The organism is Paraburkholderia sp. RAU6.4a (genome assembly GCF_050435625.1).
In the GTDB taxonomy this organism is placed as follows: domain Bacteria; phylum Pseudomonadota; class Gammaproteobacteria; order Burkholderiales; family Burkholderiaceae; genus Paraburkholderia; species Paraburkholderia tuberum.
Window position 1 is genome coordinate 2,653,754 of record NZ_JBNDKQ010000002.1, and the last position, 24,182, is coordinate 2,677,935.

Genomic DNA, 24,182 nt, shown 5'->3' on the forward strand with positions numbered 1-24,182 from the left:
GGTCCTTACTCGATCGTCTCAATGACGCGGTTATGGTTCGTGTAGATGCACATGTCACCGGCGATTTCCAGCGACTTCTCCACGATGTCGCGCGGCGACAGCTCGGTGTTGTCGGCAAGCGCCTTCGCGGCCGCCTGCGCGTACGCACCGCCCGAGCCGATCGCACAGATGCCGCCTTCGGGATCGAGCACGTCGCCGTTGCCGGTGATGACGAGCGTGGTGGTCGCGTCCGCGGCGATCAGCATCGCCTCGAGACGACGCAGCATGCGGTCGGTGCGCCAGTCTTTCGCGAGCTCCACGGCCGCGCGCGTCAGATTGCCCTGATGTTTTTCCAGCTTCGCCTCGAAGCGGTCGAGCAGCGAGAAGGCATCCGCCGTGCCGCCGGCGAAGCCGACCAGCACCTTGCCGTTGTAGATGCGCCGGACCTTCTTCGCGCCGCCTTTCATGACGATGTTGCCGAGCGTGACCTGGCCGTCGCCGCCGAGCGCCACCTTGTTGCCGCGGCGCACGGAAACGATCGTCGTGCCGTGAAATTGCTCCATATGCGTTCCTCTTTGCAAAACGGGTAGAACGCGGCAGCGCTGTGCGCTACCGCATGAATCCAGTCAGCGGACGGCGCGCCGGCTGGCGCGCTCGTGAGCGCATGTCCGATCTATTTTAGGGCGCGCGCGGTCATATCAAGATCCGCCGGAAGGCATAGGACGAAAAACTGAAAATCCGCTCAGGGAGCCTGAGAAACGAGGCGGGAAGGGACGGCGGGGCGGGACGGATGGCGGAGCATGCGCGGATGTCGCGCAAAAAGAAAAGGCGCACGGTTCACCGTGCGCCTCTCGACGAAGCAGCGTTTTCAGGGCGCTAAGCCGAAGCCGCGCCGCAGATAATCAGTCGCCGAACAGCTTCTGGCGCAGTTCGCGGCGCTCCTGGGCTTCGAGCGACAGCGTAGCCGTGGGCCGCGCGAGCAGACGCGGAATGCCGATCGGCTCGCCGGTTTCCTCGCACCAGCCATAGTCGCCCGCCTCGATTCGCGCGATCGATTGCTGCACCTTCTTCAGCAGCTTGCGTTCGCGGTCGCGCGTGCGCAGTTCGAGCGCATGCTCTTCCTCGATCGTGGCGCGATCGGCCGGGTCCGGCACGATGACCGTTTCGCGCAGGTTCTCGGTCGTCTGGCCGGCATTGCGGAGAATGTCCGCCTGCAACTGTTCGAGCCTGTTCTTGAAGAAGGCGAGCTGATCCGCATTCATGTAATCCTTGTCGCTCATCTTCAGGATTTCGGCTTCGGTCAAGAGTCGTTTCGTCGTCATCTGGCTTACTTCTTCAATGTGAGGCAAAACTCATAGGGCCCGCACTTTCGTATTGCCCGCAAACGCGTCGCGCGGACGCGCAGCGCAGGGTGGCCACGAACGTTGGACTGTCGTGACGCCGAAGCGCCTGGCGCCCACACACCGGGCGTTGCTAGCTACGCCGCTGCGGGGCCGAACTCCTCTGGAAACCGATTCACACATGCTCCTGAGGCATCGCTCGCCGACGAGCGCCTGCCCTTTCAGGCCATGCCCGCCGGCGTTTTCGGCGTGTCTCCGGACAAGATTTTCCGGCGCCGTTTCAGGCCCGTCGCGGGATACGCGCGACCGGGCAATTCGTTGTCATTCTCCAGTGGGCACGTATTGTAACTGAATCACAATACGGCACCGCAACTGCTGAAAGCCGGCCTGCGGCGCTGCGATATCCCGAAAATATAACGCGCAGAAAGCCAAAAAGCGATGGTCGTGCGCGCTTTAATACAGCAGGGTTTTCACGCGTTTTTCATATGGCCTGGATTCGAAAGGCCTCGGCGCCGCGGCGTCGCAGTTTCAGCAGAGGATTCACGCCCGCGCAGTCGGCGGCGGGCGTCTCACCGCACTAGACGTAGCACGGCGCATGCCGCGCTGCGCGCGGCGTGTCGTGGGCTTGCTCCGAGGCTTGCTTGCGCGACGGCGCTGCGCCCGCTCAGGCGAGGCAGGCGTCGAGACCGTCGGTGATCAGATCGCGCGGCAGTTCGATGCCGATGAACACCATCTTGTTGGTCTTCTTCTCGGCCGGTTGCCATTTCGCGGCGAGGTCGCTGCCCATCATTTGATGCACGCCCTGGAACACGACCTTGCGATCGACGCCCTTCATGTACAGCACGCCCTTGTAGCGCAGCAGGTGCTCGCCATAGATCTGCAGGATGCCGCCGAGGAAGTCTTCGAGCTTGTTCGGATCGAACGGACGATCGCTGCGGTACACGAACGACTTGATCTTGTCGTCGTGATGCGCATGGTGGTGATGTCCGTGATCATGGCCTTCGTGATCGCAATGGCCATGGTCGTGATCGCAATTGGCGTGATCGTGGTCATGGTCGTCGTGCGTGTGGCCGTGCTCGTCGTGCGCGTGCGCGTGGCTATGCGCGTGTTCGTCTTCACTCAGGAAGTCCGGATCGATTTCGAGCTTCGAGTTCAGGTTGAAGCCGCGCAGATCGAAAATTTCCTTGATGTCCGCCTCGCCGAAATTGACGACCTTGATCGCCGCCTTCGGGTTCATGTGCAGCAGACGGTGGCGCAGATCGCCCACGTGCCGCTCGTCGACCAGATCGGCCTTCGTGATGAACAGCCGGTCCGCGAAACCGACCTGGCGCTGCACCACTTCGTGCTCGTCGAGCTGATGGTTCGCATGCTTCGCGTCGACTAGCGTGATGATCGCGTCGAGCAGGAATTCGCTCGCGATCTGGTCGTCCATGAAGAAGGTTTGCGCGACCGGGCCCGGATTCGCGAGGCCGGTGGTTTCGATCACGACGCGGTCGAAGTCCACTTCGCCCGCCTGCTTCTTCGCGGCCAGATCGTTGAGCACGCGCGACAGGTCGCCGCGAATCGTGCAGCAGATGCAGCCGTTGCTCATCTGGATGATCTGCTCGCTCGTGTCCTGCACGAGGATCTCGTTGTCGATGTTCTCTTCGCCGAACTCGTTCTCGATGACGGCGATCTTCATGCCGTGCTTTTCGTTCAGGATGCGCTTGAGCAGGGTGGTTTTGCCGCTGCCGAGAAAGCCGGTCAGGATGGTGACTGGAATCATGTGGGTCGCCTGTAAGTCGTGAAACGGTGCGTGATCGGACGCTAGCGCGCAAGGCTAGCCAGATGCGTTAGGCGGGCCGCCGCAGCCAGATGGCGCGAGCCCCGTCCAGCCGGTCATTGAAACATATTTGCCAGGCGGGCGCAGGGGCGGCCGCGCTGCGGCCGGCTGATGGCCGCCTGCGCGGAGGCGGGCCGCTGCCGCTGCCGCCGCCGCGCGCAATCACCGGGAAAATAAGGGCGATCAGGCGATTTGCAACAGCAGCCCCTTCAGATACTCGCCTTCGGGGAACGCAGTGAGCAGCGGATGATCGACGCCCGCGCCAAGGCGCTTCAGGATGCGTGCGTCGACGCGTGCGTCGGCGGCCGCGCCCGACACGATCTTCTGGAACAGCTCGGGATCGATCGCGCCCGAGCACGAGTACGTGAACAGCAAACCGCCGGGGCGCAGCAGCTTCAGGCCCGTCAGATTGATGTCCTTGTACGCGCGCGAGGCGCGGTCCACGTGCTCGCGCGATGGCGCGAATTTCGGCGGATCGAGCACGATCAGGTCGAAGCGTTCGCCTTCGTCGTAGAGGCGCCGCAATGTCTTGAACGCGTCGGCGTCGAGCCAGGTCGCGCGGTCGGCGTCGAAGCCGTTGGCCGCGACGTTCTGCTGCGCGAGCGCGAGCGCTTCACCCGACGAATCGACCGACACCACGCGCTTTGCGCCACCCCTGAGCGCCGCGAGCGAAAAGCCGCCGGTGTAGCAGAAGCAGTTCAGCACGTCGCGATCTTTCGCGAACTGCTGCACGAGCAGGCGGTTATCGCGCTGGTCGACATAGAAGCCGGTCTTGTGGCCGTTGCGCACGTCGACGTGATAGCGCACGCCGTTTTCGCTCGCGATCAGCTTCTCGGAAGGCGACTCGCCCGCGAGCACGCCGGTGATCTGCTCGAGCCCTTCCTTCTGACGGATCGACACGTCAGAGCGCTCGTAGACGTTCGGGCAGCCGGTCGCGCCGACCAGCGCCGCGACGATCGCGTCCTTCCACGCTTCGACGCCGGCCGCCATGAACTGACAGACGATCTGGCTGCGCTGATCCGCGTCCTCGGCGACGTAGTAATCGACGATCAGGCCCGGCAGACCGTCCGCCTCGCCGAAGATCAGCCGCACGGCGCCGGTGTCGCGCACCATCGCCTGACGATGCGCGAACGCGCGCTGCACGCGGCGCTTGAAGAACGCGTGATCGATCGGCTCGGCTTCGTCGAAGCTCCAGACGCGCGCGCGGATCTGCGAGTGCGGGCTGTAGGCGGCGCGGGCGAGAAAGCGGCCATCGTGCGCGCGCACGAGCACGGTCGCGCCGGGCGCGGGGCGGCCGTCGACGTGCTCGATCGCATTGGCGTAAACCCACGGATGGCGGCGCAGCAGCGATTTTTCTTTCGACGGTTTGAGCGTAACGGTATTCATCAGGTGTAGGTAAAGTGCAAGCGAAGGCGCCGCGTCGTGGCGCGCGGCGTCAGTCGCGTGATCAGTTGCGTTTCTTTGCGCGAGGATGCGCGCTGTCGTAGACGTGGGCGAGGTGCTGGAAATCGAGGCCCGTATAAACCTGCGTCGCGGTGATGCTCGCGTGGCCGAGCAGCTCCTGCACGGCGCGCAGGTCGCCGCTCGACTGCAGCACGTGCGTCGCGAACGAATGGCGCAGCACGTGCGGATGCACGTTGGCCGGAATGCCGGCGGCGAGCGCCGCGCGCTTCACGCGCTCCCGCACGACGTTCGGCGACAGCCGGTTGCCGCGCGCCGACAGGAACAGCGGATGCGGATCGTGGCGGACCATCGGTTCGCGCACCGCGAGCCATGCGTTCAGCGCCGCGACCGCCTTGCTGCCCACCGGCACGACGCGCCGCCGGTTGCCTTTGCCGAGCACTTCGACTTCGCCGGAATCGAGTTTCAGCCAGCCGGCCGAGCGATAGCCGTCGACGTCGGCGAAACGCACGTCGAGGCCGACCAGTTCGGCGAGGCGCAGGCCCGACGAGTAGAACAGCTCGAGCATCGCGTGATCGCGCAGGCCTTCGGGCGAGTCGGCGGGCGGGCTGTCCATCAGGCGCGCGGTGTCGTCGACGGAAAGCGCCTTCGGCAACATTTTCGCCTGCTTCGGCGCGCGCACCGCGGCGACCGGATTGGCCGGCAACTCGACGTGGCCCGCGAGCCAGCGATAAAACGCCCGCCATGCCGACAGCCGATGGCCGATCGACCGCGCGGTGAGACCGCCCGCATGCGCGCGCGCGACGGCGCCGCGGATGTCGACGGCGGTGAGGCTTTCGAGCGCTCGGCCTTTGGCGAGCTGCTTCAGTTCCGCGAGCTCATGCGTGTAGCCGCGCAGGGTGTGCGCCGACAGCCGCCGCTCGTGCTCGAGATGCGACAGGTAGGCGGCGATCGGGTCGGCGGCGGTCACGGTACGCGGTGACGTTGCGTGGCGCGGCTCAGCGCGGCAGCAGCCGGCTCAGCGCGGCGCTCGCGAGCGCGCCGATCTGCGTGAGGAAATCGGTGGCCATGCCTTCGTGGAAGCGCCGCGGGTCGGATGAGCCCATCACGAGCAGGCCGAACGTCGGCGCGTCTTCGACACCTTCGGGGTCGCGCAGCGCGAGCAGCGCGATCGATTCGGTGCTCTGCGCCGTCCCGTTCGACGCGACGCCGAGGTCGTCGGTCGCGCTTGCCGCCGGGTTGGTCGTCCCGTGGGACGCGACCGCAGCTTGCGCGAGCCATTGCGCGGCCTCGAAGCCGGTGTTGGCGCCGCAGTACGGCGTGCTCAGGCTGCCCGCGAAAATCCGCACTTCCTCGCTGACGTGGCGCGCGAAGTCCGCTTGCGCATACGGCTCGGCGACGTCCCACACGCGCAGAGCCGCTTGCGGCACGTCGAAGATGTCGCGCAGACCGCCGGCGATCGTGCGCGGCAGCGCGTAGGGATCGCGCTCGGCCATCACACGGATGGTCCAGCGGTTGAATTTCGACGCGATGCTGTCGTTCTCGTGACCGTAGCGCAGCAGTTCGGCAAGACGCCGCTCCAGATGCTTGTTCTTGTCGCGCAGCATCTCCATCTGCCGCTCCTGCAGCGACACCGCGGCTTTGCCGTGCGGGTTCGCGAGCCGGATCGTCGCGAGCGTTTCCGCGTGTTCGACGAAGAATTCGGGATTGGCGAGCAGGTATTCGGCGACTTCGCGATCGTTCATGGTTTCGGCTAGAGGACTACGGGACGGCCGCCTCACGGCGGCGCGTCGGTCAATGAGTTAGACGGAGGGCGCCATGTCGGCCGGGCTGGACGGATTGTGCTGCGTCGAGTCCGACGAGGCGCTCGACGCCTCTTCGGCCAACTCGATCTCCCCTTCGAAGACGGTGGCTGCGGGGCCGGCCATCAGCAGCGGCGCGCCTGGGTGCGCGCTGTCCCAAGTGATGGTCAGATCGCCGCCGTGCGTATGTACGAGCACCGGCGAATCCAGCAGCCCGCGCCGGATGCCGGCCGCGACCGCCGCGCACGCGCCGGTGCCGCACGCGAGCGTTTCGCCTGCGCCGCGTTCGTAGACGCGCAGCCTGATCTCGTTGCGGTTGACGATCTGCATGAAGCCCGCGTTGACCCGCTGCGGGAAGCGCGTGTGCCGCTCGATGGCCGGACCTTCGGCGAGCACCGGGAACACCTCGGCATCGTCGACGACCTGCACGGCGTGCGGATTGCCCATCGACACCACCGACATCCAGCGCGTCGTGCCGTTCACGTCGAGCGGCCAGAGCGTATCCTCGCCTTCGCGGCGGCCTTGCAGACCCTTGGTCGCGAACGGCACGAGTTCGGGATCGAACACGGGCGTGCCCATGTCGACGATCACTTCGCCGTTGTCCTGCATCGTCAGCGTGATCGTGCCTTTCTGGACCTGCACGCGCACGCTGCGTTGGTCGGTGAGACCGCGCTCGCGCACGAACTTGACGAAGCAGCGCGCGCCGTTGCCGCAGTGTTCGACCTCGCCGCCGTCGCAATTGAAGATGCGATATCTGAAATCGACGCCTTCGACGGTCGGCTTTTCGACCAGCAGCAACTGGTCGGCGCCGACGCCGAAATGGCGGTTCGCCAACGCGCGCACCTGCGCCGTGGTTAGATCAACCGGTTGGGTATAGCCGTCGAGTACGACGAAGTCGTTGCCCGCTCCGTGCATTTTGGTGAATTTGAGCTTCACGTTTTCCGTGTATCCGTTGCTGCGTAGGGCTTCGCGCGTGCGGGCGAAGCCGGAAATCCCGGCCTCACCGCCGTTGGGTGAATCACCCATTGGAGCCGTGCCCGGCCAATAGCAGATGATACACGTTGGCACATCGGAAACGGTACGGCATGCAAGGAGCCCAGCCCCACCTTCAATACACCCCCGGCAACCCCGGCGGGCGTGTCTTGAACCGCTTGTGCACCCAGTAATACTGCTCGGGCATCAGCGGAATCTGCTCTTCGAGAAACTCGTTCATGCGTCGCGCATCAGCGTCATCGTCGCCGGTCGGATAGTCGTCCCAAGGTTTGAAGACCTTGAGCCGGTAGCCCTTGTAGTTCGGTAGCACCTCGCCGATGAACGGTACGACCTGCGCGTGCCCGACCTTGGCGAGACGGCCGACTGCGGTCAGCGTGCAGGTCGGCACGCCGAAGAACGGCACGAACGTCGAATTGCGCGCGCCGTAGTCCATGTCCGCGCCGAGCATCACCGGTTTGCGTTCGCGCAGCCAGCGCAGCACGACGCGCGCGCTGTCCGCGCGGCTCGCCATGTCCGCGCCGAAACGCGCGCGCGCTGCTTTCGCGACTTCCTCGAACTCCTGATTCGACATCGGCTGATAGAGCGAGCCGCACTGGCGCTTCAGCGAGTAGTTCAGAAAGATCGAACCGGCCTCGATGCCGACAAAATGAAAGCCGAGAAACAATGTGGGCGGCAGGTTCGGATCCGTCAGGTCGATCGCGCTGTCGAGCTGGATCAGCTTGTCGAGCTTCTTCGCCGGGCCGAACCACTGCACGCTGCGCTCGAGATAGCTGCGGATCGCATGACGGAAGTGCTTTTGCGCGACGTCCTCGCGGCGCTCGTCGCTCCAGTCGGGGAAGCACAGCTTCAGATTCGTATGAACGATGTGCTTGCGACGGCTCGGGATCTGGTAGAGCAGCCAGCCGAGCCCGTCACCGAGACGAGCGACGAATCCGTAAGGCAACAGCGCAAAGAGTTTGAGCAGCCCGATCGCGAGCTTCGCGCCGTAGCGGCTCAGCATGCAGCCTCCAGGCGCGCGGCGCCGCAGGGGGCGAAATTGTGGAAAGCGGAAAAATTGACGTGATACCGCACTCGTTTCGACTCTGTGACATTCAAAGGAAGTCGCTATAATAAGGGCTTCGCCGAGTTAATAGACAACTTGCGGGGCGAAGCCGGCGGGTGCGGTCCATGGGTTTTCATGGGTTATGCGTCCATCGGTCAGGTAATCCGCTAAAGCGTCGCCGCTTCAGACTCCCGAAGTCGGCTACGTGGAACGCAACCGTAACCACTAACAGGAGTCTGCAACGTGGCAAACGACTATCTCTTCACTTCCGAATCCGTTTCCGAAGGCCATCCCGACAAAGTCGCGGACCAGATCTCGGACGCGATCCTCGACGCCATCCTCGCTCAAGACAAGTACTCGCGTGTCGCGGCCGAAACGCTGTGCAACACGGGTCTCGTCGTGCTGGCCGGTGAAATCACCACCACCGCGAACGTCGACTACATCCAGATCGCGCGCAACACGATCAAGCGCATCGGCTACGACAACACCGACTACGGCATCGACTACCGCGGCTGCGCGGTGCTCGTCGCCTACGACAAGCAGTCGCCGGACATCGCCCAGGGCGTGGACCGCGCGCACGACAACAACCTCGATCAAGGCGCGGGCGACCAGGGCCTGATGTTCGGTTACGCGTGCGAGGAAACGCCGGAACTGATGCCGCTGCCGATCCACCTGTCGCACCGCCTCGTCGAGCGTCAGGCGAATCTGCGCCGCGACGGCCGTCTGCCCTGGCTGCGTCCGGATGCCAAGTCGCAGGTCACCGTGCGCTACGTCGACGGCAAGCCGCATTCGATCGACACCGTCGTACTGTCCACCCAGCATTCGCCGGACATCGCGCTCGACACGCTACGCGAAGCGGTGATCGAGGAAGTGATCAAGCCGACGCTGCCGGCCGAACTGATCAAGGGTGACATCAAGTTCCTCGTGAACCCGACCGGTCGTTTCGTGATCGGCGGTCCGCAGGGCGATTGCGGTCTGACGGGCCGCAAGATCATCGTCGATACCTACGGCGGCGCGGCGCCGCACGGCGGCGGCGCATTCTCGGGCAAGGATCCGTCGAAGGTGGACCGCTCGGCAGCGTACGCCGGCCGTTACGTCGCCAAGAACATCGTGGCCGCGGGCCTCGCATCGCGCTGCCTGATCCAGGTGTCGTACGCGATCGGCGTCGCCCAGCCGACCTCGGTGATGGTCAACACGTTCGGCAGCGGCCGCGTGTCGGATGCGACGATCACGGAACTCGTGCGTCAGCATTTCGACCTGCGTCCGAAGGGCATCATCCAGATGCTCGACCTGCTGCGCCCGGTCTACGAGAAGAGCGCGGCGTATGGTCATTTCGGCCGCGAAGAGCCGGAATTCACGTGGGAAGCCACCGACAAGGCGCTCGCACTCGCTGAAGCGGCAGGCACTGAGCCGGTCGCGGCGCTTGCCGAATAAGGTCGAGCCGATCGCCGCTTGAAAGCAAACAAACCCCGCCGGCGTGAGCCGGCGGGGTTTTTCTTTGTCCATTGATGGCGTAGCGATGCCGCCGCGCGAAGCACGTCGTCGAGGCGGCGCGCTCGAAGTCTTGCGGTGCTCGAAGTCTTGCGGTGCTCGAAGTCTTGCGGTGCTCGAAGTCTTGCGGTGCTCGAAGTCTTGCGGTGCTCGAAGTCTTGCGGTGCTCGAAGTCGGCCCAGCGGTGAACGGCCAGCCGGTCGGCAGATCAGCGGTCTAGCCACTCAACGCGCAACTGCAACTCCCCGGCCCAGCAATCTCACCGGCTCGCAAACGCAAACGCAAACGCAAACGCGAACCACCCGCCGCTGCTCGTCGACAGGCGACGCGGTCTGCGGCTCGCAGGCGTGCGCACCGTCGGCGCGCGTTTCGCGACCGCGAGGCGCAACGGTGTCGGTTTGCGCAGCAGCGTGCGCAGCGACAGACGGCGCATGCCGCTCTGCTGGCGTAGCGCCGAGAAGAACGTATGGAACCAGGTGCGAAAGCCGTCGACGGCCTTCGCGTCGCGCCACTGCTCGCCGAGCGCGCGGGTGCGCGCGGCATGATGGCGCAGCGCCCGCATCATATGGCGGCGCGCGGGACGCGCCGCTTTCAGCGCGGCGCGGGTAAGACGGGTGCTCAAAAGAGTATGCATGGCTTCACATTTAGGCAATGAACCGCACGTCGGTGCGTGCACCGGATGTGCACGGACAAACAGCACCATATGTGCCAATGACGGGGTTGCGATGAACGGCCTGAAAGCGGGAAATTCGTTGCGGGTCGTGGCGCGGGAGATTGCGACGCGAAACACGGCGCACAGCGCAGCAAAGGTACAACGCGGAGAAACCGACGGCACGGGCCCTGGCGGCCTGCGCACAACAGAAAACTGCGTAAGCGACGATCGACATGCGAGCAGGCTACACGGGAATCGTGACGTCAGAAAGTCGGTTAATACCCTGCGCGAACCAGATTTCTCCGCGGATCGAATCGTCGCTGATGCCGGTTTGCTGTCACCCCTTACGGGCGATTTGCGTGCGCGTTTGCCCAGCGAATGTGCGGTGCGGGCGCGCCGCGCGCCTGAAACCGGTGCATTGGCGCGCCGCGAAAAGCGAAGGCGACCAGCGCAAAAGATCAGCAGGACGCAGGAGCCTCTCGCGGTGAACCAACGCATCCCGATCGCGCCCGTTTTACAATCGAACATCAGTCAGTCGACGGTAACGGAACGCCATGTCACTCCATTCGAAGAAAGAGCAGATTCAAACGTTGCGGGAGCAGGGTTTTGTCGTCGTGCCAGGACTCGTGTCGCCCGAGCGTTGCGACGAGCTGAAGCGGATCGCGCAGCGGCAGCTGCAGGAAGCGGCGGCGCCGATCGAATTCGAAGCGGATTTGCAGTATCCGGGCGCGCCGTCATCGAAGGATGCTCCGGGCGGACATACGGTGCGGCGCCTGCTCGACGCGTACGGTCGTCACCCCGCGTTCGCGCAATGGGCGACCGCGTCCGAAATCCGTGGCTGGATGGAGCTGTATTTTGGCGAGGAGCCGCGTCTGTCGCGCGCGCATCACAACTGCATGATGACCAAGCACCCCGCGTACGGCAGCCTGACCGGCTGGCATCGCGACGTGCGCTACTGGTCGTTCGAGCGCGACGATCTGGTGTCGGTGTGGCTCGCGGTCGGCCCGGAAACCGTCGATAACGGCGCGCTGTGGTTCGTGCCGCAATCGCACGGCGCCGCGTTCACATCGGACCGCTTCGACGAAGCGAAGTTTTTCCGCGCGGATCTCGCCGAGAACGAGGCCGCGATCCGCACGGCGGTGTCGCCCGAGCTGAAGACTGGCGACGTGGCGTTCTTTCACTGCAACACGCTGCACTCGGCCGGCAAGAATCTGAGCGACCAGGTGAAGTTCTCGCTGGTGTTCACCTATCACGGCGCAAGCAATGTGCCCCTGCCCGGCACGCGCTCGGCCGCGAAGCCCGAGATCGCGTTCTAGATTATTTTGGTCGCGGGCCTCGCGCCGACGCTCAGCGCTTGCGCCCCGACATCGCGATTCCCGTCAGCCCGGCGAGTGTCGCCACCACGCCCGCGACGATCAGCACGATCGCCTTGTTGCTCGGCGAGCCGGTAAAGAAGCGCGACACGTCGCTGCTCACCGAATTGAATGCCTGCCCGCCGAAATACAGCAGCACGATACCGCCGACAATCAGCGCGATCGAAATCGCTTTCGTCATCTGCACCTCCCATCAACCTGAACCGGCCAGAGTGTAGGTGAGGCGTGCGTGCTCGTCCATCCCGCATACTGGTTGCGCTGCAAGCGCCGCGTCGATTGGCTAACATAGCGGTCTGGCCGCACCGCGGCGACACCACAACAACAAATCTCCCCAGCAGCACGCCTCCCGCAACGCGCGAATCCTCACGCCCGCCATCCTCGGGCGATCTCATCGACAAGGACACTAGCAATGGCTTACGAAGCAGCTTCAGAACGCTATTCGGACATGCAATACCGCGTCTGCGGCAAGTCGGGTCTCAAACTGCCGGCGCTGTCGCTCGGCCTGTGGCACAACTTCGGCGACACCACGCCGATCTCGACGCAGCGTGACATCCTGCGCACGGCCTTCGACCTCGGCATCACGCACTTCGATCTGGCGAACAACTACGGGCCGCCGTACGGCAGCGCGGAAACCAACTTCGGCCGTCTGTTCAAGGACGATTTCAAACCGTATCGCGATGAGTTGCTGATTTCGTCGAAGGCCGGTTGGGATATGTGGCCCGGTCCGTACGGCCAGGGCGGCGGCTCGCGCAAATATGTGCTCGCGAGTCTCGATCAGAGCCTGAAGCGCTTGGGCCTCGATTACGTCGACATCTTCTATTCGCATCGCTTCGACGCGCACACGCCGCTCGAGGAAACCGCGGGCGCGCTCGCGAGCGCGGTGCAGCAGGGCAAGGCGCTGTACGTCGGCATCTCGTCGTACTCGTCGGCGAAGACGCGCGAAATGGCGAAGCTGCTCGCCGAATACAAGGTGCCGCTGCTGATCCATCAGCCGTCGTACAACATGCTGAACCGCTGGATCGAACACGACCTGCTCGATACGCTCGATGAAGTCGGCGCGGGCACGATCGCGTTCACGCCGCTCGCGCAGGGATTGTTGACCGGCAAGTACCTGAACGGCGTGCCGGAAGATGCGCGCGTCAACAAGCCGGGCGGCGGTTCGCTCAAAGACGAGCATCTGAGCCCGCGGAACATCGAGCACGTGCGGAAGCTCAACGACATTGCGCAGCGCCGTGGTCAGAGCCTCGCGCAGATGGCGCTCGCGTGGGCGTTGCGCGATCCACGCGTGAGCTCGGTGCTGATCGGCGCGAGCCGCGCGGAGCAGGTGCGCGAGAACGTCGGCGCGCTGAAGAAGCTCGCATTCTCGGCCGACGAACTCGCTGAAATCGATCGCTATGCGACCGAAGGCGGGATCAATCTGTGGGAAAAGCCGTCGACCGATCAGGCGATCTGATCGCGTGAGGAGCCGTCCGCACAACAGGTGGACGGACGCAAGGGCAAAACGAAGCCGCACGCTCAGCGTGCGGCTTTTCTGCAGGTATTTCGCCGCGCCGCTACACGAGCGCCGGCAGACCCTCGACCAGCGCCACCGCGCACATCACACCTATCAGCGCGCCCAGCACACGCAGCCCGTTGTGTCGCAACTCGGTCTTGCAGGGCAGCGCGCCGACGAATAGCGCGCCCGCCAATGCCATCGGAATGACCAGGATGAAATCGCCGATCGTAAAGTAGGTCATCTTCGTCTCCTCCCATGCGGGATGATTGCTATGTCGTTCCGGCAGAGGCCGCGGCTTCGAAATCATGCCGCGCCATTGCACGAATCGAGTATAGGAGACCGATCGAGCGGCGCGACGGCGCAAGCCGGCGCGTCGGCGCTTATTCGTAAGCTGCTGAACCCAGGCGCGGCGCGGCCCGCGGCGATTGGCGCGGCGCAACAAAACGCGGCGGAAAATAGCAAACGTTCGCTTACGCAAGCCTTTCGTTTTGCCGCCGATCCATGCGGGTTGGCTGATTGCGGCCGGCTCGCGGTGCCTGCACCGCGCAACGCGACCGATACGCCGGGCTATTCGCGCCCGCGCAGGCGGCTCGCCGCGATCAAGCCGATCACGAGCAGCGCACCGACTAGCCCGACGACGCCGTTCCAGCCATGACCGGCCCACACATGGCCGCCATACGAACCGACCAGGCTCGAGCCGATGTAGTACGCGAGCAGATACAGCGCAGCGGCCTGGCCTTTCGCGTCTTTCGCCAGACGCCCGACCCAGCCGCTCGCGACCGAATGCCCGGCAAAGAACCCGAACGTCACGCAGGCGATACCGGTCGCTATCGCCGCGAGCGGATGCAGCATCGTCAGCGCGAGGCCGAACACCATCAGCAGCAGGCTCCCGATCAGCACGCGTGCACGGCCGAACGTGTCGGCCATGCGCCCGGACCATGGCGACGCGACCACGCCAACCAGATAGACGATGAAAATCGCGCCGATCTCCGTCTGATTCAACCGATACGGCGGCGCGAGCAGCCGGTAGCCGATGTAGTTGTACAGCGTGACGAAGCTGCCCATCAGCACGAAGCCGAGCAGGAACAGCAGCGGCAGACCCGGTCGCGTGAACTGGCGCAACAGCAGCGTGCGGTGATGCGCGAAGCCGAGCCCGCGGCGCGGCACGAAATGGCGCGACGGTGGCAGCAGCGCGCGGAACGCGAGCATCGACAGCAGGCCGAGCACGCCGATCGTGCCGATCGCGACGCGCCACGAAAACAGATCCGCGACCACGCCGGTGATGACCCGCCCGGCCATGCCGCCGATCGCCGTGCCGCCGACGTACAGGCCCATTGCGAGGCCGAGGCCGTCGGGATGCACTTCCTCGGCGAGATAAGCCATCGCGACGGCCGGCACGCCGCCGAGCGCGAGCCCTTCGAGCGTACGCAGCACGAGCAGCTGGTGCCAGTGCGGCGCGACCGATACGCCGATCGTCAGCACCGACGACACCGTCAGCGACAGCGTCATGAGCTTGTGCCGGCTCCAACCCTCGGAGACGAAACCGGCGACGAAGATCGCGAGCGCGAGCGCAGCAGTGGATAGCGACAACGACAGACTGCTTTGCGCCGGCGTTACGTTGAACGCTTCGGAGAACGACGGCAGCAGCGGCTGCACGCAGTAGAGCAACGAGAACGTCGCGTAGCCGGCGAACAGCAGCGCGAGGCTGGCACGCCAGTACGCGCGCGAGCCGCGTTCGAGATAAGGGATGTCCGACACGGTGGTGGTGCTTGCGCAAGCAGCTGAAGCTGCGCCGCGGGAGGGAACGGCAGATGCGGTCCGCTGGGATGGCGGCGGCAGGGTCACAACAAAACTCCTTGGGTCACACGGAAACGCGCAAAAGTGTTAAGGATACGCTGAAAACGCGTTTCAAGCCGGCGTCGCGGGCAACCCGGCGTGCCAATGGTGACCCGCAGCGCTCCATCCGCAACATGTCGCGCGCCTGTCTCCCGGCGCTAGCCGTGCGCCCCGGCTTCACTGCCCGGCGCCGGCGCCCGCGTCGCCCCCGAAGTCGCCGTCGACGGATGCGCGAGCGCGTCGTCGCCCGGCACTCGGATGATGATCAGGGTTCAGCGTGATCAGGATGTCCGAGTCGGCACGCGAGAAACAGCGTGACGAACAGTCCCGGTCGCGCGACACGCGCTTCGAGAAACACGCGGTAGCGCTCGCGCAAACGCGAGAAACCGCGCTCGAACGCGTAGTGCATGCGCATCAACGGATTGCGCGTTTGCACCGGTGTGTGATGTAAATCCGTGGGCTGGTGGTGATAGCGCAGCAGATATTTCGCGAGCGTCGGCACGAGCGTACGCGAGAAGAAGTACGACGCGAGCATCGCGAACACCACCGCTTCGGCAAGCGGAATGAACAGATAGTGCGCGACACCGGTGAGCAGAAACATCGGCACGAACACGATACAGATCGACAGCGTCGACACCAGCGTCGGAATCGCGATCTGATGCGCGCCGTCGAGAATCGCCTGTTCTAGCGTCGTGCCCTGTTCGAGCTGATGGCTGATGTTTTCGATCGCGACGGTCGCATCGTCGACGAGAATCCCGACCGCGAGCGCGAGGCCGCCGAGCGTCATGATGTTGATCGTCTGACCGAGAGAGGACAACGCGATGATCGACGTGATCATCGACAACGGAATCGATACCGCGATGATCAGCGTCGCGCGCCAGTTGCCGAGGAACAGCAGAATCATCAGGCCCGTCAGGCACGCGGCGATCAGCGCTTCACGCAATACGCCCTGCACGGATGCACGCACGAACAGCGATTGGTCGGCGACGGGATCGATATTCAGCGACGGCGGCACCAGATTGCGCAGCGTCGGCATCATCGTCTTGATGCGGTCGACGATATCGAGCGTGGACATTCCGTGTGTTCGATATCGTTGACCGCCACCGACAAGCCGCGCTCGTAGTTCAGCGCGATGCGCCGCTCCATTTCGTCGGCGGGCAGGCCGTTATACGACCAGATGACCGAGAGCACCGGAATATCGATGTTCGGAAAGATGTCGGTGGGCGTGCGCAGAATGGTCAACGGTCCGACGATCAGCAACAGCAGCGCCAGCACGACGAACGTATAGGGGCGCCGTAGCGCGAGACGAACGATCCACATGACTAGCGCAGACGAATGAAATGAGCGGCGACCGCGCCGCGCGGATCCAAAACGCAGGCGCGCACCTCGGCGCGAAGGCAGGTGCGAAGCCGCGCGGCGCCCGCATCTGGCAGATCGTTCCGGCAATGCACGTTTTTGATGTCTCCCCCCGCAGGGTTTATGATGGTCTGCATTACGACGTCTGACGCCGAGATAATCGGCCGTGCTCAGCGTAATGGGAATAGGGCGAAACGACGGGTGAAAGCCTTCTATTCGCCTTCCCAAAGCCCCGCAAAGCGGGAACAATGACTCGAACCTCTTACGCGCCATGCGCGCGACAGATTAAGTGCGCACGCAACGTCAAATGCGAAGCGGCGTTTTTATCATCACCTCGACCGGCGTGAAATCATAAAGCCGGCTAAGGGAAGCGGGGAATTATCATGGAAGTCGGTTCCATTGTCCGATCGGTACATATCGCCGTGCCGCAAGGCGCGCGCGGAATCGTCATGCGCATTCTTGGCGACATGGCGATGGTGGCATGGTACGCCGGCGAGCCCGGCGCCTCGCAGCAACTCAATACCGAACCCTTTTTCCTGGAAGATCTGATCGATACCGGCGACCTGATACGTCCGGCCGGCGCGCAGACGCATTGAACGAGAGGCTGACCGGTTGCTCATTGCCGTTGTGTGACCCGCAGGTGCGGGCTGTAGTGATGCTGTAAGGTGAGCTCGGCTCGCCAGCATCGCCGTGGGCCGATGCGCGCGTCGATTCACGGCGCGTCCCAAATCAGCCCGTATTTCTAGCGATGCCACCCACGCATTGTGAGTCGTCGCCCTCGTCTTTACCCGCGGCGCGGCGCACAATGCGGGGCATGAACGACACCATTCCCGACAATTCCTATCCCGAGGCCGGCGCCGATGGCGCCGTGCCATTCGCGCGGCTCACGCCGGAAACCGTGCTCGACGCGATCGACGGCGTGCTCGCAACGACCGGCGTGCGTACCGACGGCCGTCTGCTGCCGCTCAACAGCTACGAAAATCGCGTGTATCAGGTCGGCGTCGAAGACGGTCCGCCCGTGGTCGCGAAGTTCTATCGTCCCGAGCGCTGGAGCGACGCGGGGATTCTCGAAGAGCACGCGTTCGTCGCCGAACTCGCCGCGCGCGAGATCCCAGCCGTGCCCGCGCGCGTGCTCGATGGCCGCACGCTGCACAGCTTCGACGGCTTCCGCTTCTCGGTCTTCGAGCGACGCGGCGGTCGCGCGCCGGATCTCGACCGGCGCGACACGCTGGAATGGCTGGGGCGTTTCATCGGACGCATTCATGCGATCGGGCAGACCGAGGACTACGTAGAACGTCCCACGCTAAACATCGACACGTTCGGCTACGAGCCGCGCGACTTCCTGCTCGCGCACCGTTTCGTGCCCGACGATCTGCGCACCGCGTGGGAAACCGTCGTGAATCTCGCGCTCGAAGGCGTCGCGGGTGCGTTCGAGCGGGCTGGCGAGATTCGCAGGCTGCGTCTGCACGGCGACTGTCATCCGAGCAACGTGCTGTGGACCGACGCGGGCCCGCATTTCGTCGATTTCGACGACAGCCGCATGGGGCCCGCGATTCAGGATCTGTGGCTGCTGCTGCCGGGCGAGCGTGCGGAGGCGTCGCGCGCGCTGGCCGATCTGCTCGCCGGTTACGAGGATTTCTGCGAATTCGAGCCGCGCGAGCTGTATCTGATCGAAGCGCTGCGCACGTTGCGGCTGATTCACTATCAGGCATGGCTCGCGCGCCGCTGGAACGATCCGGCGTTTCCAGCCGCGTTTCCGTGGTTCAACACGCAGCGCTTCTGGGAAGATCGCATCCTCGAGATGCGCGAGCAGATCGGCGCGATGCAGGAAGGGCCGTTGTGGCCGGTTTGACGTCTTGACGGTCAAGGCGCCTGCGACGCCACATTCGACGACTCCACCAACGTCGATCTGACGATCACCTCCGCGCGCACGTCCCGCCCAATCGCTTCGATCGCGGGACGCATGCGCGTGAAATCGTCGGGCGTGCAGACGTCGCTGTCGAAATGGGTGGCGCCGTCGCGCGTCATCGTGACCACGTTGCTGCGCGGGTCGAACGCGTACTGCGACGTGAAATCGACGAAGCGGTCCAGCGTGCGTTGCGCCTCCGGCATGTCGAGCACGCGGAAATTGGCCGGCAGTTCGATGCGCGCGCGTTCGTGGATCGCGAGGTTGTGGCACACGAACGGCTGCGTGCGCTTGCGTTCGCCGAGCCAGTAGCGCGTGTCGGCTTCGACGCCGCCGCCGAGGCTCGTCAAGGCCGGAATCGAGGCCGTCATGCCGGTCACCACGAGACTCTCGAGCGTGCCTTTCATCGTCAGCGTGAGCGGGCCGTCGGCCGCGCTGAGGTCGCTCGTCGTCAGGGTCGCGGTGCCGCGCAGATTCGCGTTGCGTAACTCGGCCTGAATCGATTCCTCGCGTTGCGCGGGCGTTTGCGTGCGCAGCCGCGCGCGGGCCTGCTCGGCGTACGGCCCGGCATCCTGCAGCCGATACGTGAAGCTCGCCGAGCCATCCGGTTCAATCTTGATCGCGAGATCGGTGCTGCGCGACATCTGCGCGGTGGCCGGCGTTTGCGCGAGCACGCCGTCGCCGATCAGCACGGTAGGACGGTCCATGTCGGACGAAGGCAGAAAACCGAATTCGACGTTCGACGCGGTCGAATCCGCGTACATCTGCAAATCGGGTAGCCACGTGATCGCATGATTGATGACGCCGTAGCCCGGGACGCTCGGCAGCGTGTAGATCGTGCCGCTGCTGATCAACGCCGGCTCGTTGCGCACGCCGACCGCGTCGAGCAGCGCGCCGTAGAGCGCGACGTGGTCCTTGCAGTCGCCATAGCGGTTCGCGAGAATCGCGCTCGCGCTGTGCGGCACGACGGCGCCACGTCCGACGTAGATCGCGACATAGCGGATATTGCGGCGAACCCAGTCGTACAGCGTTTTGGCTTTGTCGTGTGGGGTGTGATCGTGCGCGCTCAGCTGCTGCGCGAACTGGGTGATCGCGACGTCGTGCGCGCCCGGGTCGGCCGCGGAGCTGCGATAGGAGGCGGCGAACGCGGCATAGCTCGGGAAGGTCGACACCATCAGCCGATCACCGTACGACACGTACGCGACCGAGCCGCGTTCGAGCCGGTCGAAGTGTGCCTTGTCATAGCGGAATTCGTAACGCGTGCGGCCGTCGCGCGTGACCGGTGTCACTGCGCTGAAGCCGCGCGCGTCCGCATACAGCGGCTTGTCGGCGGGCAGGTCGTAGATCAGGCGGAAGTTGCGGGTCGGAGCGAGATCGGGCGGCGTGAAGTCGCTGAATTCGCCCGGCACTATCGGCTGACGCTGCGTCTTGCGGTACGTCAGATGCACGCGCGCGCCGGGTTCGACCGCGGGGAACACGATCACCTTTTCCTGGATGTCCTGGAACATCGGCGCGTCGAACGAGCGGACTTCCTGCACGTCGCGGATCTGCTCGGGCGCAACATCGTGACGCTTGCCGTCGGCGGTGACCGTGTAGGCCTCGAGGATCTGCACGTCGGCCATGTTGCGGTTGAACCAGACGTATTGCTGAGCGACCCGCTCGACGCCGGCTTCGTTGTTCACGCGCAGCGTCATCGAATCGAGCTTCGCATACGAGCCGTCAGCGTTGACGGTGAAGGTCTGCGTCTCGCCTTCGTTGGCGTAGGGATCGTCCAGGTTGAGCGGCGCGCTCGCGCTCGCGGCGTGAACGCCGGCCAGCCAGCCGGCGGAGGCAAGGACCACGAGGCAGAGTCGCATGACGGCGGGCTACACGCTGTAAGCGGCGCCACCCGACGCCGCAATCTCCCGCGCGGCCTTCGCGCCTTCGACCTGCAATAGCGTCGGCAGCGACACGCCATTTTTCGCCGCCGTCACCTCCGCCAGAATCGACACCGCGATCTCGGGCGGCGTCCTGCTGCCGATATAAATGCCGACAGGTCCGTGCAAGCGGGCCAGTTCGGCTTCGTTCAGATCGAACTCCTTCAGGCGCTCGCGTCGCGCGTGATTGTTCCTGCGCGAGCCGAGCGCGCCGACATAAAACGCCGGCGTCTTCAATGCTTCCATCAGCGCGAGATCGTCGAGCTTCGGATCGTGCGTGAGCGCGATCACTGCGCAGCGCTCGTCGAGCTTCATGTCGATCACGGTATCGTCCGGCATCGTGCGTACGATCTTCGCGCCCGGCACGTCCCATTCCTCGGTGTATTCCTCGCGCGGATCGCAGACCGTCACCTGATAATCGAGCCCGACCGCGATATGGCACAGGTAGCGAGACAACTGCCCGGCGCCGATCACTAGCATCCGGTAGCGCGGGCCGTGGATCGTCAACAGACGCTCACCGTCGAAATGCACGCCGTCGGTCGCCTGCGCGTCGTCGAGCCGCACCGCGCCCGTCGTCATGTCGAGTTCGCGCGCGACGAGCCGGCCATTTTCGACCGCGTGACACAGCTCGGCGATGCCGCTTTGCCGCGTCAACGGTTCGAGCACGAGCTGGATCGTGCCGCCGCACGGCAGGCCGAAGCGATGCGCTTCCTCGGCCGTGATGCCGTACTTCACCGCCTCCGGATGTGTCTGCTCGATGCCCCGTTGCCGCACGCGATCGATCAGATCGTCTTCGATGCAGCCGCCCGACACCGAGCCCACCACGAGTCCGTCGTCGCGCACCGCGAGCATCGCGCCCTCGGGACGCGGCGACGAGCCCCACGTCTTCACGACCGTCACGAGGAGCGCGCGATGTCCGTCCGCCAGCCAGCGGGCGCTGGTTTTCAGAACTTCGAGATCCACGCTGTCCATGATTTCTTCCCTTTCTTTGCTTCGCCGCCGGACTCGCCGTCCGCGGCCTCGTTCGATTCCGTTTGCTCGGAGGCGGATGCGGCTTCGGCTCCGGTTTCGGTATGCACCGGGGCGTCGCCTTCCGCTGTTTCATGAGCGCTATTGTCTCCCGAGAGCTGGGCGCTCAAGCGCTTGAAAAACTCCCCCGCAATCTTGCGCGCCGCACCGTCGACGAGCCGCGAGCCGATCTGCGCGAGCTTGCCGCCGACCTGCGCATTGGCGGTGTAGGAGAGCTTCGTCGCGGCATCGCCGTCGGCTTCGAGCGTGACATGCGTGTTGCCCTTGGCAAAACCCGCGGCGCCGCCCTGGCCTTCGAACACAATGGTGTAGGTGTTCGGCGCGTCGATATCGGTCAGTTGCATGCGCCCCTTGAAGCGCGCCTTGACCGGGCCGACCGCCGCGCTCAGCGTGACCAGGTACGCGTTTTCGCCGTCCGGGTCGATGCTTTCGCAGCCGGGGATGCAAGCGCGCAGAATCTCGGTGTCGTTCAACGCGTCCCACGTTTGCTGCTGCGCGACCGGCAGCGTATGAATTTCGCTCAATTCCATGACGTTGCTCCTGCGAATGTCGTCGCGGCGACGGCGTGGCGAGGCGCGCGCGTCAGTTGCGCGAGATCGTGGCCGAATGCTGCGAGACTGTCTAGATTATGAACCGGACGATGCGCGTCGACATACGGCAGGATCGCCTGCACGCCGCGCGCCTTCGGAGTAAAGCCGCTGAACCGCAGCAGCGGATTGAGCCACACGATGCGATGCGCGAAGCGTGCGAGCCGCGCCATTTCGGTATCGAGCACGTCGATCGCTTCGTGATCGAGACCGTCGGTGACGAGCAGCACCGTCGCACGACCTGTGAGCACGCGGCGCGCCCAGCGTCGGTTGAACTCGGCGAGCGCCGCGCCGATGCGCGTGCCGCCCGACCAGTCGACCACCTGATCGCTGAGCGTCGCGATCGCGACGTCCGGATCGCGTTCGCGCAATGCGCGCGTCGCGTTCGTGAGCCGCGTGCCGAACAGAAACACCTGCAGACGTTCGCGCGACTGCAACAACGCGTGGCAAAAGTAGAGCACCGCGCGCGAGTAGTTGCTCATCGAGCCGGAAATGTCGAGCAGCAGCACGAGCGGCGGCTTGCGCTCGACCCTCGCGCGATACTTCCACACGGTCCAGTCGCCACCGGCGCGCACCGCATGCCGCGCGCTCGCGCGCAAGTCCGCATGCGTGCCGTGCGATGCCGCCTTCAGGCGCCGCGTCGATTCGGTTGCGAGCGGCAGCCGCTGGCCGCGAATCAGATGCCGCAGCGTGCGCCATTCGTCGGCGTTCAGCGTGTCGAAATCGCGATGACGCAGCCGCTCTTCTGCGCTGAACGTCAACTGCGCATGCAACTCGTGCTGCTCGGTTTCCTGCGGCGCATGCAGATGCGGCGACGGTGGCATGCGCACCGCGAGCGCATCGGCGAGACGGTTGTTGCGCTTCGGCGGTGGCAGCCCGTCGCGCACTTTCGGCAGCAGCAGCGCGCGCAGCTTGCCTTCCCAATCGGGGTCGCGCCAGAACAGATCGAACGCGGCATTGAAGAGTTCGCGTTCGTCGGGCGCGGTGACGAGCAGCGCGGCAAGCGCGGCGTGCACGTCGTCGCGGCGGCCGAGGTCGATCCACTGCAACGCGGCGAGTGCGTCGACTGCCTGTGCGGGCGACATCGGCAAGCCGGCGCCGCGCAGCACGCGCACGAAATGGACGACGTTGCGCGCGAGCGTTGGCGCAGTGTGCTGGTTCGTGTCGTCGAGCCTGCCCGAGCCGGTTCCGTTCGTCATGCCAATCACCCTCACCCGGACAGACACTGCGCGATCTGCGCGGCATCCACACGCGCGAGATCGTCCTGATACTTGAGCAGCACGCCGAGCGTGTTCTGCACCGATTGCGGATCGAGCTCCGTGACCGACAGCGCTTCGAGCGCGCGGCACCAGTCGATCGTCTCGGCGATGCCGGGCGCCTTGAACAGATCCATGCCGCGCAGCCGATGCACGAAGTCGACCGCGCGCCGCTGCAATTGCGCCGACGTTTGCGGCGCGCGCGCGGCGACGATCTCCAGTTCGCGATCGCGGTCGGGATAGCCGATCCATTGATACAGACAGCGGCGCTTCAACGCGTCGTGAACTTCGCGCGTGCGGTTCGACGTCATGATGACGAGCGGCGGCTGCGTCGCGCGCACGGTGCCGTATTCGGGAATCGATACCTGGAAGTCGGACAGGAGTTCGAGCAGGAATGCCTCGAACGGTTCGTCGGCGCGGTCGATTTCGTCGATCAGCAGCACGCGCCGCGCGCCGGGATGGTTTTCGTCGGGCATCAACGCCTGCAGAAGCGGACGCTTCAGCAGGAATTCGCCACGATATAGCGTGTCGTTGTCGGGGCGCTCGCCGCTCGCTTCGGCAAGCCGCAGCGCCATGATCTGGCGCGGGTAGTCCCATTCGTAAAGCGCGCTCGCGGTGTCGAGGCCTTCATAGCATTGCAGCCGCAGCAGCGTGGTGCCGAGCATGCCCGCCGCCGCTTTCGCGAGCTCGGTTTTGCCGACACCCGGCTCGCCTTCGACGAACAACGGCCGCTCCATGCGCAGCGCGAGATACAGTGCGGTCGCGAGCTCGCGGCTCGCGAAATAGCGTTTGGCGGCGAGTTGGGCGAGGGTGTCGTCGATCGAAGCCGGCTGCATGGTGGTCCTGAATCTGCGCGACAGGCCATGGCAAAGCGTGGCGCGAGTGAAGAACGCAATGGCCGCGAGC

23 protein-coding genes and 1 pseudogene are annotated in these 24,182 nt (G+C 64.9%); 6 read left to right on the forward strand and 18 right to left on the reverse strand.

The window, feature by feature from the left end; translation table 11 throughout:
* Positions 1–5: 5 nt before the first annotated feature.
* The 8 genes from hslV to OKW40_RS17155 form a co-directional block, all read right to left on the reverse strand.
* On the reverse strand, positions 6–542 hold the full coding sequence (hslV, locus tag OKW40_RS17120; RefSeq protein WP_184051150.1) for an ATP-dependent protease subunit HslV: 537 nt from the start codon (positions 540–542) through the stop codon (positions 6–8).
* A 339-nt stretch (positions 543–881) separates the two neighbouring features.
* Positions 882–1,301 carry an RNA polymerase-binding protein DksA gene (dksA, locus tag OKW40_RS17125; protein WP_090802202.1) on the reverse strand — a complete coding sequence of 140 codons (420 nt, stop codon included), beginning with the start codon at positions 1,299–1,301 and terminating at the stop codon, positions 882–884.
* A 682-nt stretch (positions 1,302–1,983) separates the two neighbouring features.
* Positions 1,984–3,084, reverse strand: a complete 1,101-nt coding sequence (locus OKW40_RS17130; RefSeq protein WP_429490627.1) for a CobW family GTP-binding protein — start codon at positions 3,082–3,084, stop codon at positions 1,984–1,986.
* 240 nt (positions 3,085–3,324) lie between these two features.
* Positions 3,325–4,527, reverse strand: a complete 1,203-nt coding sequence (locus tag OKW40_RS17135) for a class I SAM-dependent rRNA methyltransferase (protein ID WP_429490629.1) — start codon at positions 4,525–4,527, stop codon at positions 3,325–3,327.
* A gap of 61 nt (positions 4,528–4,588) precedes the next feature.
* Positions 4,589–5,512 carry a tyrosine recombinase XerC gene (xerC, locus tag OKW40_RS17140; RefSeq protein WP_187615113.1) on the reverse strand — a complete coding sequence of 308 codons (924 nt, stop codon included), beginning with the start codon at positions 5,510–5,512 and terminating at the stop codon, positions 4,589–4,591.
* Between the two features lie 28 nt (positions 5,513–5,540).
* A complete protein-coding gene (locus tag OKW40_RS17145; protein WP_184060885.1) occupies positions 5,541–6,287 on the reverse strand; it encodes a DUF484 family protein in 747 nt (248 codons plus the stop codon).
* Positions 6,288–6,344: 57 nt separating this feature from the next.
* Entirely contained in the window at positions 6,345–7,280 is a 936-nt protein-coding gene (dapF, locus tag OKW40_RS17150; protein ID WP_184061033.1) for a diaminopimelate epimerase, read from the reverse strand.
* 172 nt (positions 7,281–7,452) lie between these two features.
* Positions 7,453–8,337, reverse strand: coding sequence for a lipid A biosynthesis lauroyl acyltransferase (locus OKW40_RS17155; RefSeq protein ID WP_184060883.1), 885 nt, complete (start codon positions 8,335–8,337; stop codon positions 7,453–7,455).
* A 285-nt stretch (positions 8,338–8,622) separates the two neighbouring features.
* On the opposite strand from OKW40_RS17155, the gene metK reads away from it, so the two are divergent.
* Positions 8,623–9,813 (forward strand): methionine adenosyltransferase, encoded by a 1,191-nt coding sequence (gene metK, locus OKW40_RS17160; RefSeq protein ID WP_090802193.1) that lies wholly within the window; start codon positions 8,623–8,625, stop codon positions 9,811–9,813.
* A 316-nt stretch (positions 9,814–10,129) separates the two neighbouring features.
* Here metK and OKW40_RS17165 read toward each other — a convergent pair whose 3' ends face one another.
* Positions 10,130–10,504, reverse strand: a complete 375-nt coding sequence (locus OKW40_RS17165; RefSeq protein WP_429356424.1) for a hypothetical protein — start codon at positions 10,502–10,504, stop codon at positions 10,130–10,132.
* Between the two features lie 572 nt (positions 10,505–11,076).
* Here OKW40_RS17165 and OKW40_RS17170 point away from each other — a divergent pair.
* Positions 11,077–11,838 (forward strand): phytanoyl-CoA dioxygenase family protein, encoded by a 762-nt coding sequence (locus OKW40_RS17170; protein WP_429490631.1) that lies wholly within the window; start codon positions 11,077–11,079, stop codon positions 11,836–11,838.
* Positions 11,839–11,869: 31 nt separating this feature from the next.
* Here the strand turns inward: OKW40_RS17170 and OKW40_RS17175 are convergent, their stop codons facing one another.
* Positions 11,870–12,076: a DUF3185 family protein gene (locus OKW40_RS17175; protein WP_018419114.1), complete on the reverse strand. Its 207-nt coding sequence runs from the start codon at positions 12,074–12,076 to the stop codon at positions 11,870–11,872.
* 228 nt (positions 12,077–12,304) lie between these two features.
* On the opposite strand from OKW40_RS17175, the gene mgrA reads away from it, so the two are divergent.
* Positions 12,305–13,348: an L-glyceraldehyde 3-phosphate reductase gene (gene mgrA, locus OKW40_RS17180; RefSeq protein ID WP_429490633.1), complete on the forward strand. Its 1,044-nt coding sequence runs from the start codon at positions 12,305–12,307 to the stop codon at positions 13,346–13,348.
* A gap of 100 nt (positions 13,349–13,448) precedes the next feature.
* On the opposite strand, the gene OKW40_RS17185 is transcribed toward mgrA, so the two are convergent.
* From OKW40_RS17185 to OKW40_RS17195, 3 genes and pseudogenes are all read right to left on the reverse strand, one after another.
* The gene (locus tag OKW40_RS17185) at positions 13,449–13,631 is read right to left on the reverse strand and encodes a hypothetical protein (protein WP_090805541.1); all 183 of its coding nucleotides are present in this window, start codon (positions 13,629–13,631) and stop codon (positions 13,449–13,451) included.
* A 326-nt stretch (positions 13,632–13,957) separates the two neighbouring features.
* A complete protein-coding gene (locus OKW40_RS17190; RefSeq protein ID WP_018419117.1) occupies positions 13,958–15,148 on the reverse strand; it encodes an MFS transporter in 1,191 nt (396 codons plus the stop codon).
* A gap of 376 nt (positions 15,149–15,524) precedes the next feature.
* Positions 15,525–16,546: pseudogene (locus tag OKW40_RS17195) on the reverse strand (efflux RND transporter permease subunit); the annotation flags it as partial.
* A 20-nt stretch (positions 16,547–16,566) separates the two neighbouring features.
* Here OKW40_RS17195 and OKW40_RS17200 point away from each other — a divergent pair.
* From OKW40_RS17200 to OKW40_RS17210, 3 genes are all read left to right on the forward strand, one after another.
* Complete coding sequence (locus OKW40_RS17200) at positions 16,567–16,731, forward strand: hypothetical protein (protein WP_429490635.1); 165 nt, start codon at positions 16,567–16,569, stop codon at positions 16,729–16,731.
* A 234-nt stretch (positions 16,732–16,965) separates the two neighbouring features.
* Positions 16,966–17,178, forward strand: a complete 213-nt coding sequence (locus OKW40_RS17205) for a hypothetical protein (protein WP_018419122.1) — start codon at positions 16,966–16,968, stop codon at positions 17,176–17,178.
* A gap of 209 nt (positions 17,179–17,387) precedes the next feature.
* Complete coding sequence (locus OKW40_RS17210) at positions 17,388–18,434, forward strand: serine/threonine protein kinase (RefSeq protein WP_429490636.1); 1,047 nt, start codon at positions 17,388–17,390, stop codon at positions 18,432–18,434.
* 11 nt (positions 18,435–18,445) lie between these two features.
* On the opposite strand, the gene OKW40_RS17215 is transcribed toward OKW40_RS17210, so the two are convergent.
* The 5 genes from OKW40_RS17215 to OKW40_RS17235 are packed head-to-tail and all read right to left on the reverse strand — an operon-like array spanning position 18,446 to position 24,112.
* Positions 18,446–20,344 (reverse strand): DUF3857 domain-containing transglutaminase family protein, encoded by a 1,899-nt coding sequence (locus OKW40_RS17215; RefSeq protein ID WP_429490638.1) that lies wholly within the window; start codon positions 20,342–20,344, stop codon positions 18,446–18,448.
* A gap of 9 nt (positions 20,345–20,353) precedes the next feature.
* Positions 20,354–21,376 carry an XdhC family protein gene (locus tag OKW40_RS17220; RefSeq protein WP_429490640.1) on the reverse strand — a complete coding sequence of 341 codons (1,023 nt, stop codon included), beginning with the start codon at positions 21,374–21,376 and terminating at the stop codon, positions 20,354–20,356.
* The gene (locus tag OKW40_RS17225; protein WP_429490642.1) at positions 21,349–21,963 is read right to left on the reverse strand and encodes a CoxG family protein; all 615 of its coding nucleotides are present in this window, start codon (positions 21,961–21,963) and stop codon (positions 21,349–21,351) included. The genes OKW40_RS17220 and OKW40_RS17225 overlap by 28 nt, the downstream gene beginning before the upstream one ends.
* Positions 21,954–23,219, reverse strand: a complete 1,266-nt coding sequence (locus OKW40_RS17230) for a vWA domain-containing protein (protein ID WP_429490644.1) — start codon at positions 23,217–23,219, stop codon at positions 21,954–21,956. Before OKW40_RS17230 ends, OKW40_RS17225 begins: the two co-directional genes overlap by 10 nt.
* An 11-nt stretch (positions 23,220–23,230) precedes the next feature.
* Positions 23,231–24,112 carry an AAA family ATPase gene (locus OKW40_RS17235; protein WP_429490646.1) on the reverse strand — a complete coding sequence of 294 codons (882 nt, stop codon included), beginning with the start codon at positions 24,110–24,112 and terminating at the stop codon, positions 23,231–23,233.
* Positions 24,113–24,182: the final 70 nt, after the last annotated feature.

Bases quoted from the DNA above. Each gene is read 5' to 3' on its own strand.
- hslV (WP_184051150.1), bottom strand. From the start codon at position 542: ATGGAGCAATTTCACGGCACGACGATCGTTTCCGTGCGCCGCGGCAAC.
- dksA (WP_090802202.1), bottom strand. From the start codon at position 1,301: ATGACGACGAAACGACTCTTGACCGAAGCCGAAATCCTGAAGATGAGC.
- OKW40_RS17130 (WP_429490627.1), bottom strand. From the start codon at position 3,084: ATGATTCCAGTCACCATCCTGACCGGCTTTCTCGGCAGCGGCAAAACC.
- OKW40_RS17135 (WP_429490629.1), bottom strand. From the start codon at position 4,527: ATGAATACCGTTACGCTCAAACCGTCGAAAGAAAAATCGCTGCTGCGC.
- OKW40_RS17145 (WP_184060885.1), bottom strand. From the start codon at position 6,287: ATGAACGATCGCGAAGTCGCCGAATACCTGCTCGCCAATCCCGAATTC.
- OKW40_RS17155 (WP_184060883.1), bottom strand. From the start codon at position 8,337: ATGCTGAGCCGCTACGGCGCGAAGCTCGCGATCGGGCTGCTCAAACTC.
- OKW40_RS17165 (WP_429356424.1), bottom strand. From the start codon at position 10,504: ATGCATACTCTTTTGAGCACCCGTCTTACCCGCGCCGCGCTGAAAGCG.
- OKW40_RS17170 (WP_429490631.1), top strand. From the start codon at position 11,077: ATGTCACTCCATTCGAAGAAAGAGCAGATTCAAACGTTGCGGGAGCAG.
- OKW40_RS17175 (WP_018419114.1), bottom strand. From the start codon at position 12,076: ATGACGAAAGCGATTTCGATCGCGCTGATTGTCGGCGGTATCGTGCTG.
- mgrA (WP_429490633.1), top strand. From the start codon at position 12,305: ATGGCTTACGAAGCAGCTTCAGAACGCTATTCGGACATGCAATACCGC.
- OKW40_RS17185 (WP_090805541.1), bottom strand. From the start codon at position 13,631: ATGACCTACTTTACGATCGGCGATTTCATCCTGGTCATTCCGATGGCA.
- OKW40_RS17200 (WP_429490635.1), top strand. From the start codon at position 16,567: ATGAGCGGCGACCGCGCCGCGCGGATCCAAAACGCAGGCGCGCACCTC.
- OKW40_RS17205 (WP_018419122.1), top strand. From the start codon at position 16,966: ATGGAAGTCGGTTCCATTGTCCGATCGGTACATATCGCCGTGCCGCAA.
- OKW40_RS17210 (WP_429490636.1), top strand. From the start codon at position 17,388: ATGCGGGGCATGAACGACACCATTCCCGACAATTCCTATCCCGAGGCC.
- OKW40_RS17215 (WP_429490638.1), bottom strand. From the start codon at position 20,344: ATGCGACTCTGCCTCGTGGTCCTTGCCTCCGCCGGCTGGCTGGCCGGC.
- OKW40_RS17220 (WP_429490640.1), bottom strand. From the start codon at position 21,376: ATGGACAGCGTGGATCTCGAAGTTCTGAAAACCAGCGCCCGCTGGCTG.
- OKW40_RS17225 (WP_429490642.1), bottom strand. From the start codon at position 21,963: ATGGAATTGAGCGAAATTCATACGCTGCCGGTCGCGCAGCAGCAAACG.
- OKW40_RS17230 (WP_429490644.1), bottom strand. From the start codon at position 23,219: ATGACGAACGGAACCGGCTCGGGCAGGCTCGACGACACGAACCAGCAC.
- OKW40_RS17235 (WP_429490646.1), bottom strand. From the start codon at position 24,112: ATGCAGCCGGCTTCGATCGACGACACCCTCGCCCAACTCGCCGCCAAA.